This window comes from Pseudomonas sp. FG35, assembly GCF_057809295.1.
In genome coordinates this window covers 272,442-283,906 of sequence record NZ_JBMDJR010000004.1, presented here as the reverse complement: position 1 = coordinate 283,906, position 11,465 = coordinate 272,442, and the positions used below count along the sequence as shown (strand labels likewise).

Here is an 11,465-nt window from a genome sequence, read left to right as displayed (position 1 = left end):
AGAAGGGGTAGGATACCCGCCATCTTTTCCCAGTCTTGTTATCGGAGTTGCCCATGAGTGCCGTCACTCGCGCAGCGGTGGAAGCCGTCCTCAGCCAATACACCGACCCTTACCTGAACCAGGATCCGGTCAGCGCCGGTTGCGTGCGCAACATCGAAATCACTGGCGATCGCGTCAGCGTGCAGCTGGAAATCGGTTATGCCGCCGGTCTGTTCAAGAGCGGCTGGGCGCAATTGCTGCAACTGGCCATCGAAAACCTCGACGGCGTGGTGACTGCCAGGGTCGAGGTCAACAGCGTGATCGCCGCGCACAAGGCCCAGGCGCAGATTCCGGGGCTGGCCAACGTCAAGAACGTGGTCGCCGTGGCCTCCGGCAAGGGCGGTGTGGGCAAATCCACCACCGCTGCCAACCTGGCGCTGGCGCTGGCTCGCGAAGGCGCGAAGGTCGGAATTCTCGACGCCGATATCTACGGCCCGAGCCAGGGCATCATGTTCGGCATCCCCGAGGGCACCCGTCCGCAGGTCAAGGATCAGAAATGGTTCGTGCCGCTGCAGGCCCATGGCGTGGAAGTGATGTCGATGGCGTTCCTGACCGACGACAACACACCGATGGTCTGGCGCGGGCCGATGGTCTCCGGCGCGCTGCTGCAACTGGTCACGCAAACCGCCTGGGGCGATCTGGATTACCTGGTGATCGACATGCCGCCCGGCACCGGCGACATCCAGCTGACCTTGGCGCAGAAAGTCCCGGTAGCTGGCGCCGTGATCGTCACCACACCGCAGGATCTGGCGCTGCTCGACGCGCGCAAGGGCGTGGAAATGTTCCGCAAGGTCAACATCCCGGTGCTGGGCGTGGTGGAAAACATGGCCGTGCACATCTGCTCGAACTGCGGTCATGCCGAGCATCTGTTCGGTGAGGGCGGTGGCGAGAAGCTGGCGACCCAGTTCGGCGTCGAGCTGCTGGCTTCGTTGCCGCTGTCGATGCTGATCCGCGAACAGGCCGATGGCGGCAAACCGACGGTGATTTCCGAGCCGGACAGCCAGATCGCCATGGTTTACCAGGAACTGGCTCGCCATGTCGGCGCGCGGATCGTATTGCAGGAAGCAGCCTCGCCGGCGATGCCGAACATCACCATCAGCGACGATTGATGCCTGCGGTTTAAACAAAAACGCCCCGGTGCCTGTGCACCGGGGCGTTTTTCATTGCGTGGCAGGGGTCAGATGCGCAACCCACCGTCCATCTCCAGAATCCGGCCGGTGTAGTAGTCGTTCTCGAAGATGTACGCCGCCGAATGGGCGATCTCTTCCGGCTTGCCCATGCGCTTGAGCGGAATGCCCGAGGTCATTTTCTCCAGCGCTTCCGGCTTCATGCCCAGGGTCATCTCGGTTTCGATGAAGCCCGGCGCGATACCGGCCACGCGAATGCCGTAGCGCGCCAGTTCCTTGGCCCAGGTCACGGTCGCTGCAGCGACGCCGGCCTTGGCGGCGGAGTAGTTGGTCTGGCCGACGTTGCCCGCGCGGGAGATCGACGAGATGTTGATGATCGCGCCGCTGTTCTTCAGCTCGACCATTTTCGCCGCCACTTCACGGGTGCAGAGGAACACGCCGGTCAGGTTGACGTCGATCACCGCCTGCCATTGGGCCAGGCTCATCTTGGTCATTTCGCCGTCCTTGACCTTGAGCAGCAGGCCGTCGCGCAGGATCCCGGCGTTGTTGATCAGGCCGTGGATCGCGCCGAAGTCTTCGGCGACCTGAGCGACCATGTGCGTCACCTGCTCTTCGTTGGCGACGTTGCACAGATAGCTGCGTGCCTCGACACCCTTGGCCTTGCAGGCCGCGACGGCGTCATCGAGTTTTTCCTGGTTCAGGTCGACCAGCGCCAGCTTCGCGCCCTTGCCCGCGAAATACTCGGCCATCGAGCGGCCCAAGCCTTGGCAACCGCCAGTGATAATGATTACTTTGTCGTTGAGTTGCATTCGCATGCCCCCGAGAGCAGGTCAGAGTGGTCCTTATAGGTAGCCTCTCGATCTGCACCGGCCTGGGGCCTGTTGCACATGAGAACTGCCCGATGGCGTGTGGAACAAATTCCATGCGCCTGTCCGTTTTTTCGACGGATTCTATTTAAGGAGTCATAAATTGAGCGTTGAAGCGGCTAAGAATGCCCGAGAATTGCTTCTCAAGGAATACCGTGGCGTGCTGTCGACCCACTCCAGATCGATGCCCGGTTTTCCATTCGGCTCCGTGGTTCCCTACTGCCTGGACGAGCAGGGCCGGCCGCTGATCCTGATCAGCCGTATCGCCCAGCACACCCACAACCTGCAGAAAGATCCGAAATGTTCGCTGCTGGTGGGTGAGCGCGAGGCCGACGATGTGCAAGCCGTTGGTCGCCTGACCTATCTGGCCGAGGCGGAAAAACTCGAAGACGCGGCCGCCATCGAAGCTGCCGCCGAGCGCTACTACCGTTATTTCCCCGATTCGCAGAATTACCACAAGGCCCACGATTTCGATTTCTGGGTGCTCAAACCGGTGCGTCATCGCTACATCGGCGGTTTTGGCGCGATCCATTGGGTCGATCACCTGACCCTGGCCAACCCGTTCGCCGGCAAGGCCGAAGTCAGCATGGTCGAGCACATGAACAGCGACCACGCCAAGGCCATTGCGCATTACGTCGACCTCGCCGGCCTGCCGAAAACCGTCCCGGCGCAACTGGCCGGGATCGACACCGAAGGCATGCACTTGCGCATCGGTCAGGCGCTGTACTGGCTGCCGTTTCAAGCGCCTTGTCATACGCCGATACAAGTGCGCGAGGCCTTGGTTTCTCTGGCTCACGCCGAGGTCTGGCCAAAAAATGCGGTGGCCGACGCTTGAATTCACGAAAGGGCGACGTCATCTAAGGCTTACTGCAAGGCATTTCTTGCGTTGAGGAAACTTTGATGCGCCCTTTTTTGTTGCTCTTTCTGCTGTTCCCGGTGTTGGAGCTGTTCGTATTCGTCAAAGTGGCAGGATCGATCGGATTTTTCCCGGCCCTGCTGCTGATCATTCTCGGCTCGATGTTCGGCGTGTTCGTGCTGCGCGTCGCCGGGCTGGCCACCGCACTGCGTGCCCGTGAAAGCCTGAACCGCGGCGAGCTGCCTGCGCAAACCATGCTCGAAGGCCTGATGCTGGCCCTGGCCGGCGGCCTGCTGATCCTGCCGGGCTTCATCAGCGACGTGGTCGGTCTGGTGCTGTTGTTGCCGTTCAGTCGTCGACTGGTCGCCAACAAAATGCGTCAGCGCGCCGAAGAACAGGCCATGCGCCAGCGAGCGTTCGCCGATGACCTGCAACCTCGCGGCGGTCCTGCGCCGCGCCAGCCTCTGGGACGCGAAGGTGATGTGATCGAAGGCGAATTCGAACACCGCGACACCAAGTAACTTCTGCATCGACACGGCACCTTCGGGTGCCGTGTTCGTTTGTGGAGCTAATTCATGCAGCTTGCGTGAAAATTTTTTAGCCCCCGCCCTTGTAATAAGCTTATGCGCCCTTATGTATCGGTCACCGAAAGGTTTCCGGTATTTGAACCGGACAGACTTCCGCGGTTCGCTCGACGAGCCGCAACCGGCGCAGGCCGGATTCGTTAAACCCGCCGGGACTACACCGGCCGATGAAAACCACAATTAGGAGAGATCGACAATGAAGCTTCGTCCTCTGCATGACCGCGTCGTCATCCGTCGCAGCGAAGAAGAAAAGAAAACCGCTGGCGGTATCGTCCTGCCAGGTTCGGCTGCTGAAAAAGCCAACCACGGTGAGATTCTGGCTGTAGGCCCGGGCAAGGCACTGGAAAGCGGTGAAGTGCGCGCACTGTCCGTGAAGGTAGGCGACAAGGTTGTGTTCGGTCCGTACTCCGGCAGCAACACTGTGAAAGTCGACGGCGAAGACCTGCTGGTAATGAGCGAGAACGAAATCCTCGCCGTTATCGAAGGCTGATTACCCCCGTTCATTTTCCCGCTACTACAAAGTATTTAAGGAATATCGATCATGGCTGCTAAAGAAGTTAAATTCGGCGATTCCGCCCGCAAGAAAATGCTGGTTGGCGTAAACGTCCTGGCTGACGCGGTAAAAGCGACCCTGGGCCCGAAAGGCCGTAACGTGATCCTCGAGAAGAGCTTCGGCGCTCCGACCATCACCAAGGACGGCGTTTCCGTTGCCAAGGAAATCGAGCTGGAAGACCGTTTCGAAAACATGGGCGCGCAGCTGGTCAAAGACGTTGCCTCCCGTGCCAACGATGACGCTGGTGACGGTACTACCACCGCTACCGTTCTGGCTCAGTCGATCGTCAACGAAGGCCTGAAAGCCGTCGCTGCCGGCATGAACCCGATGGACCTGAAGCGCGGTATCGACAAAGCGACCATCGCTGTCGTTGCCGAGCTGAAAAAACTGTCCGCACCATGCACCGACACTAAAGCGATCGCTCAGGTTGGCACCATCTCCGCCAACTCCGACAACTCCATCGGCGACATCATTGCCGAAGCCATGGAAAAAGTCGGTAAAGAAGGCGTGATCACCGTTGAAGAAGGCTCGGGCCTGGAAAACGAACTGTCGGTTGTAGAAGGCATGCAGTTCGACCGTGGCTACCTGTCCCCATACTTCGTCAACAAGCCGGACACCATGGTCGCCGAGCTGGAAGGCGCGCTGATCCTGCTGGTCGACAAGAAGATCTCGAACATCCGCGAAATGCTGCCAGTACTGGAAGCCGTTGCCAAAGCCGGCCGTCCACTGCTGATCGTTGCCGAAGACGTTGAAGGCGAAGCCCTGGCGACTCTGGTAGTGAACAACATGCGTGGCATCGTTAAAGTCGCAGCCGTCAAGGCTCCAGGCTTCGGCGACCGTCGCAAGGCCATGCTGCAGGACATCGCCGTTCTGACCGGTGGTACCGTTATCTCCGAAGAGATCGGCCTGAGCCTGGAAAGCACCACCCTGGAACACCTGGGTAGCGCCAAGCGCGTGACCCTGTCCAAGGAAAACACCATCATCGTTGACGGTGCTGGCAATGACGGCGACATCCAGGCGCGTATCGCTCAGATCCGTGCCCAGGTTGCCGAGACTTCCTCGGACTACGACCGTGAAAAACTGCAAGAGCGTCTGGCCAAGCTGTCCGGCGGCGTTGCAGTGATCAAGGTTGGCGCCGGTTCCGAAGTTGAAATGAAAGAGAAGAAAGCCCGCGTTGAAGACGCCCTGCACGCAACCCGCGCAGCCGTTGAAGAAGGCGTGGTACCTGGCGGTGGCGTTGCGCTGATCCGCGCTCTGAACGCGATCATCAACCTCAAAGGCGACAACGCCGACCAGGACGTAGGTATCGCTGTTCTGCGTCGTGCCGTTGAAGCACCGCTGCGTCAGATCGCTGCCAACAGCGGCGACGAGCCAAGCGTTGTGGTCAACGAAGTCAAGAACGGCAAAGGTAACTTCGGTTACAACGCTGCGACTGGCGAATACGGCGACATGATCGAAATGGGCATCCTGGACCCAACCAAGGTAACCCGTTCCGCTCTGCAAGCTGCATCGTCGATCGGCGGTCTGATCCTGACCACCGAAGCTGCTGTTGCTGACGCACCGAAGAAAGACGGTGCTGCTGGCGGCGGTATGCCAGACATGGGCGGCATGGGTGGCATGGGCGGCATGATGTAAGCCAGCCTTACCCAGTAACGAAAAACCCCGTCTGCGTGAGCAGACGGGGTTTTTTATTGCCCGCGTTTCAGAGTTTCATGCATTGACCGGACGGGCCTGTGTCGCTGTTTCACCCTTTACTGCCGGACGATACAGAATCCAGTAATACGACCCCAGACAGATCAGCCAGCAGAAGATCGCCGTCCACACGTTGTGGGAAAAGAAGTGCGCGCCCTGCATCATCCGGCTGATCGAGAACACCGACCCCAGTGCAAAGGCAAAGATGAACGCCTGACGGGCCAGCCGCGGGCGACGGTCACGCAGCACGAAGAACAGCGCAAACAAGGTAAAACCTGTAGCCGCATGACCACCCGGCCAGCAACGACCGGGCTTGTCGGTAGGCGGGCGATGCTCCAGCAGTTTGCTGTAGGTTTCGTGGCCGCCGAACTGTTCGAGGCTCCATGGGCATTGCACTGCCGTCACCGCTTTCACCGGCGTGACAAACGAGGTGGCCAGCCCCAGCGACAGCACCAGGCAGCCCAGCTCACGCTTGAACGGTTTGAGCCGCTCGATGAAAAACGCACCGATGAACCCGAGGATGGCAAACACCGAAAAGGCGATCACCACTTGTTTGGCGCGGTCGTGGAGGATGTTTTCCAGGAAGTAACTGTGGCGGCCGATGAAGTCGCCGGCAGCCGGGTCATAGAAAAGCCGGGCCAGATCCATGTCCAGATCGGTCAGCTCCAACAAAACCAGAATGACGGCCGCCACGACGGGAATCCCCAGGCACAACCAGAAATTCAGCGGGCGAGGGGCAGGGCGTACAACGCTTGATGACATGACATATCCAGAGCGGGAAACGCCCCGGGGCATCAGCCCGGGGCGCTTCAATTAACGTTCGCTGACTTGCTCGGCGCCCTCCTTGGGCGCTTTCCAGCCAAGCAGCTGTTGCTTGAAGCCATAACTGGCGGTTTGGTAATAGGTGATGGCGCGGCTGATCAGCGGGTCGTCGCTGGCGGCTTTGGACTCGCGGCTTTCGGTCAGTGCATCGTCATGCCGACGCAGGCCCTGGCGCGGGCTGAGGATCGCCAGATCCTTGCCGTCGAACAGTCCCAGATGTTGATAGTTGCCGACCACGACCCGGGGTGGCAGCGGGTTGTCCTGCAGCAGGTTGCGACCGAAGAACGTCGATTGGTAATCCAGGTTCAGCAACCCCAGCAGGGTTGGCGCTAGATCGATCTGGCTGGCCAGTTGCGCGTTTTCCCGTGGCTCGATCAACTTCGGTGCATAGATGAACAGCGGGATCTGGTAGTTGCTGATCGGCAAGTCTTCCTTGCCCGCGCTGCCGGCGGTGTGGTCGGCGACGAAGATGAAGATCGTATTGTCGAACCACGGTTTCTGCCGCGCCTGCTCCAGGAACTGGCCGATGGCGTAGTCGGTGTATTTCACCGCGCCGTCGCGACCGTTGCCGGACTTGATGTCGATCCGGTTGTCCGGATAGGTATAAGGACGGTGGTTGGACGTGGTCATCAGCTGCAACAGGAATGGCTGCTGTCTGGCGTGATCGGCATCGGCCAGTTTCAGCGTCTGCTTGTACAGATCCTCGTCGGCCATGCCCCAGGCATTCTTGAAATGAATTTCCGATTCGTCGACGCTGCTCTGATCGACGACGCGGTAGCCGTTGCCGCTGAAGAACGCGTTCATGTTGTCGAAATAACCGCGCCCGCCGTAGACGAACACGCTGTCGTAGCCGACGGCGCTGAGTTGCTGGCCGAGGCTGGCGAAGCCGCTTTCGCGGCCGATGCGCTTGACGATCGAACGGCCGGGCGTCGGCGGAATGGCCAGGGTGATGGCTTCCAGGCCGCGATCGGTGCGGGTGCCGGTGGCGTAGAAATTGTTGAAGTACAGACTCTGCTTGCGCAAGGCATCCAGATTCGGTGTCAGGTTGCGTTCATCGCCATTGCTGCCCAGGTACTTGGCACTCAGGCTTTCGATGGTAACCAGCACGATGTTCGGTTTACGCACAGTGCCCGGGTTGTCGATCAACCGGCGGATGTCCTGTGGATCCTGACCGATGAAGCGCGCGTTGGGTTCGCTCAATTCAGCGCGAATCTGGCCGGCGACTTTTTCCGGCGACAGACTGCTGTAGAACTGGCCATAGTCCAGTTCATTGTTACGGAACGCGGCGAAAAACTGATACGGGCCATTGCTCGCCAGTTCATTCTGATAGGCATTGCCGCCCTGAGCGCGCGGCGCGTCCTGACTGAGCAGTTGCAGGCTCAGTCCCGCGACCACCAACAGACCGAGGGCATTGAGCAGGCGACCGCGCAGTGGCGGCAGCGGGGCGTCCAGCGCCGCGTTAAAAGGTTTGCGCAACGCGAAACTCAATGCGACGGCGAGCAGCGCAAGGATGCTCAGCAACATGCCGATGGGATACGACTCCAGCACGTTGTTCAGGACTTCATCGGAATACACCAGATAGTCGACGGCGATGAAATTGAAGCGCACGCCGAACTCGTCCCAGAACAGCCATTCGGCCACGGAGGTGAACAGCATGGCGAACAGACTGACCGTCAACAGTCCCTGAAGGAACCAGCGATGACCGCGCCGGCGCCACAAGGCCGGCGGACACAGCAGTAAATACAGGCCCATCGGCAGCGCGGCATAGGCGAGAAAGCCCAGGTCATACAGCAAGCCGATGCCGAACACGGAAAGCGCGACGCCGCCGGCCTCGTCCAGATGAGTCAGCAACAGCACGCTTCGGGTCAGGAGAAACACCACCAGCCAGGCGCCGGTGACCAGCAGCAAAAAGCGCACAGGCGCCGTCTTGAGGAAGTCCATTGTCTAAATTCCTTATATCTAATGGCGCGAGAGTCTCGCGTTGTCACTGTAGTCAGGTTGTGAACCGATAGTGAAAAACTTGTTAAGGGATGAATTTGGTTGAAAGACTCGATTTGTGGGGCTTGCCGCCCTAGCCCTGAGCCGGCGATGGTCGTAAGCTGCGCGGGCCAAGACGGCCGCTACCGTGTACGGAGGAGGTGCCCATGCGAATTCTATTGGTCGAAGACAACCGCGATATCCTGGCCAATCTGGCCGATTACCTGGGGCTCAAAGGCTACACCGTCGATTGCGCCCAGGACGGTCTGTCGGGCCTGCATCTGGCCGCCACCGAGCATTACGACCTGATCGTGCTCGACATCATGCTGCCGGGCATCGACGGCTACACCCTGTGCAAGCGCTTGCGCGAAGACGCCCGTCGCGATACGCCGGTGATCATGCTCACCGCCCGCGATCAGCTCGACGATCGCCTGCAGGGCTTCAAGTCCGGGGCCGACGATTATCTGGTCAAGCCGTTCGCGCTGTCGGAACTGGCGGCGCGGGTCGAAGCGGTGATGCGTCGCACCCAGGGCGGCGGTCGCCGGGCCCTGCAGGTCGGCGATCTGAGCTACGACCTCGATACCCTAGAAGTGACCCGCGAAGGCAAATTGCTCAAGCTCAACCCGGTCGGCCTCAAGCTGCTGGCAGTGCTGATGCAAAAGAGCCCGCATGTCCTGCGTCGGGAAATTCTCGAAGAAGCGCTGTGGGGCGATGACTGCCCGGACAGCGACAGCCTGCGCAGCCATGTCCACCAGTTGCGCCAGGTGATCGACAAACCGTTCGCCAAGCCATTGCTGCACACCGTGCACGGCGTGGGATACCGCTTGGCCGAGGGCCGCGATGGAGTTTAAGCAAAGCCTTGCCCAGCGGATCATCATCGCCTTTGCGTTGATGAGTGCGCTGGTGGCCGGGGCGTTTGCCATGGGCATCGTCGCGACCGTGCATCTGGTCGAGGAAAAACTGATTTCCGCCGGGCTCGGCGGCGACCTGCAACGACTGCTGTTGATGGACAATGTTTCGGACTGGAGCCACCGGCCGGAACCGGATCAGTTGTTCTACTTCAGCGGCGGGCCGGGCGACTTCGAGCTGCCCAAGGACCTGCGTCACCTGGATTCAGGTTTCCATGAAGTCTTTCGCGAGCAGCTGTCGTACCACGCGATGGTCGAGGTGGTCGACGGTCGCCGCTATGTGCTGCTGCAGGATCAAAGCGATTTCGAGGAGCGCGAGCGTGTGCTGTTCGCCGTGGTGCTGGTGGGCTTTGTGCTCAGTCTGGCACTGGCGGTGTTCCTTGGCTGGGTGCTGGCGCGCAAGGTGATGGCCCCGGTGGTGCGGCTGGCCCGCCAGGTACGTCATCGCGATCAGTTGCTCGGACTGGCGCCTCCGCTGGCGCCGGATTATGCGGCAGACGAGGTGGGTGAACTGGCGGTGGCATTCGACGCTACGCTCGGGCGCCTGCGTCAGGCGCTGACGCGGGAGCGTTTGTTCACCAGTGACGTCAGCCACGAATTGCGTACACCGCTGATGGTATTGGCCAGCTCCTGTGAACTGCTGCTGGAAAATCCAGGTATCGATCAGCGCGGCAAGGCTCAGGTTCAGCGCATTGCGCGGGCCAGTGAGGAAATGCGTGAACTGGTGCAGACCTTCCTGATGCTCGCCCGTGCCCAGCGTGAGGACGCAGGCGCGGCACCCCAGCATAACCTCTCGCAAGTGGCTGAGAGTTTGCTGTGCCTGTGGCGCGAGCCCATCGAAGCCAAGGGCTTGCAGCTGATTTTCGAGCCGGGCAATCCGCCCGACACCCGTTACAACGCGACGCTGCTCAATGCCGTGATGGGCAATTTGCTGCGCAACGCCTTGCATTACACCGAGCAGGGGTTCATTCGCCTGACGCTCAACGAGAATGGTTTCGTGGTCGAGGATTCGGGTGTAGGCATTCCCGAAGAAAAACGCGAAGCCATGTTCCAGCCGTTTGTACGTGGCAACGAAAAACGCGGCGAAGGGCTGGGGTTGGGTCTGTCATTGGTTCAACGCATCTGCGAGAACCAGGGCTGGAGCGTCACCCTGAGCACGATGGAGCCCAATGGCTGTCGTTTCAAGGTCGATCTGGGCAAGCGCTGAGAGCATTGAATCTCACACGAGAGTGCCGCCAACCTGTCTAATTCCTGTATAACCTTGAAATAGTTTGCCGATTTACATGACGTTTTTTTCACAAAGGGATGACCTGACGCTGACACGTCACTGCTTAAGGTGGCGTCATCAGTAATTCAGGAGTCCTGGTGATGGCCGGCCCGATCAAACTCGATTTTTCCGAAAAGTACGACGACAACCATGCGCAGAAATACTTGCGCAAGCATCAGGACGGTCTGGGTCGTCGTTTGTCCAACTGGCGGGATCAGCAGTTGGCCCGCAAGGCGTTGACCCTTGTCGGCGAGCCGGGACTGGTGCTCGACCTGCCATGCGGTGCAGGGCGTTTCTGGCCATTGCTGGCGGAAAAGCCCAACCGGGTGATCATCGGAGCGGATAACTCCGAGTCGATGATCAAGACCGCCATGCAGGCACAACCGGCGGATGTGGTGAAACGGGTACAACCCTTGCACACGTCTGCGTTCGACATTGCCTTGCCTGATAACGCCGTCGACAGCATTTTCTGCATGCGACTGCTGCATCACATCGGCGAAGCCGAGCACCGTCGGGCGATTTTGCGCGAATTCGAGCGTGTCACCCGCGACAGCGTGATCATTTCGCTGTGGGTAGACGGCAATTTCAAGGCCTGGAAACGCAAGCGCGCCGAACGCAAGCGTGGGCAGGAGGGTTACCAGAACCGGTTTGTGTTACCGGCCGCAACAGTTGAAAAGGAATTCGAGGAAGCAGGATTCCGGATCCAGGAACAACTGGACTTTATTCCGCTCTATGCCATGTGGCGAGTCTACGTATTACGCAAGAGGTAAGAGG

General features: G+C 59.8%; 11 protein-coding genes. 8 read left to right on the top strand and 3 right to left on the bottom strand.

Features of this window, described 5'->3' with window-relative positions:
- Nucleotides 1-53: 53 nt before the first annotated feature.
- Nucleotides 54-1,148 carry an iron-sulfur cluster carrier protein ApbC gene (gene apbC, locus ACODTD_RS10350; RefSeq protein WP_011335727.1) on the top strand — a complete coding sequence of 365 codons (1,095 nt, stop codon included), beginning with the start codon at nt 54-56 and terminating at the stop codon, nt 1,146-1,148.
- Between the two features lie 68 nt (nt 1,149-1,216).
- Here apbC and ACODTD_RS10345 read toward each other — a convergent pair whose 3' ends face one another.
- Nucleotides 1,217-1,975 carry an SDR family oxidoreductase gene (locus tag ACODTD_RS10345; protein ID WP_011335726.1) on the bottom strand — a complete coding sequence of 253 codons (759 nt, stop codon included), beginning with the start codon at nt 1,973-1,975 and terminating at the stop codon, nt 1,217-1,219.
- A gap of 160 nt (nt 1,976-2,135) precedes the next feature.
- On the opposite strand from ACODTD_RS10345, the gene ACODTD_RS10340 reads away from it, so the two are divergent.
- The 4 genes from ACODTD_RS10340 (at nt 2,136) to groL (ending at nt 5,660) form a co-directional block, all read left to right on the top strand.
- On the top strand, nt 2,136-2,867 hold the full coding sequence (locus ACODTD_RS10340; protein ID WP_201816371.1) for a HugZ family pyridoxamine 5'-phosphate oxidase: 732 nt from the start codon (nt 2,136-2,138) through the stop codon (nt 2,865-2,867).
- A gap of 65 nt (nt 2,868-2,932) precedes the next feature.
- On the top strand, nt 2,933-3,409 hold the full coding sequence (locus tag ACODTD_RS10335) for an FxsA family protein (RefSeq protein ID WP_007953217.1): 477 nt from the start codon (nt 2,933-2,935) through the stop codon (nt 3,407-3,409).
- A 259-nt stretch (nt 3,410-3,668) separates the two neighbouring features.
- Entirely contained in the window at nt 3,669-3,962 is a 294-nt protein-coding gene (locus ACODTD_RS10330) for a co-chaperone GroES (RefSeq protein WP_011335724.1), read from the top strand.
- 51 nt (nt 3,963-4,013) lie between these two features.
- A complete protein-coding gene (gene groL, locus ACODTD_RS10325; protein ID WP_011335723.1) occupies nt 4,014-5,660 on the top strand; it encodes a chaperonin GroEL in 1,647 nt (548 codons plus the stop codon).
- A gap of 75 nt (nt 5,661-5,735) precedes the next feature.
- Here the strand turns inward: groL and ACODTD_RS10320 are convergent, their stop codons facing one another.
- A complete protein-coding gene (locus tag ACODTD_RS10320) occupies nt 5,736-6,479 on the bottom strand; it encodes a phosphatase PAP2 family protein (protein WP_201816368.1) in 744 nt (247 codons plus the stop codon).
- A 51-nt stretch (nt 6,480-6,530) separates the two neighbouring features.
- Nucleotides 6,531-8,480: an LTA synthase family protein gene (locus tag ACODTD_RS10315; RefSeq protein WP_285354182.1), complete on the bottom strand. Its 1,950-nt coding sequence runs from the start codon at nt 8,478-8,480 to the stop codon at nt 6,531-6,533.
- A gap of 203 nt (nt 8,481-8,683) precedes the next feature.
- Between ACODTD_RS10315 and colR the strand changes: the two genes are divergently transcribed.
- The 3 genes from colR (at nt 8,684) to ACODTD_RS10300 (ending at nt 11,461) form a co-directional block, all read left to right on the top strand.
- Nucleotides 8,684-9,367: a two-component system response regulator ColR gene (colR, locus tag ACODTD_RS10310; RefSeq protein ID WP_007953224.1), complete on the top strand. Its 684-nt coding sequence runs from the start codon at nt 8,684-8,686 to the stop codon at nt 9,365-9,367.
- Nucleotides 9,357-10,631: a sensor histidine kinase gene (locus ACODTD_RS10305; RefSeq protein ID WP_011335720.1), complete on the top strand. Its 1,275-nt coding sequence runs from the start codon at nt 9,357-9,359 to the stop codon at nt 10,629-10,631. Before colR ends, ACODTD_RS10305 begins: the two co-directional genes overlap by 11 nt.
- A gap of 161 nt (nt 10,632-10,792) precedes the next feature.
- Entirely contained in the window at nt 10,793-11,461 is a 669-nt protein-coding gene (locus tag ACODTD_RS10300) for a class I SAM-dependent methyltransferase (RefSeq protein WP_011335719.1), read from the top strand.
- Nucleotides 11,462-11,465: the final 4 nt, after the last annotated feature.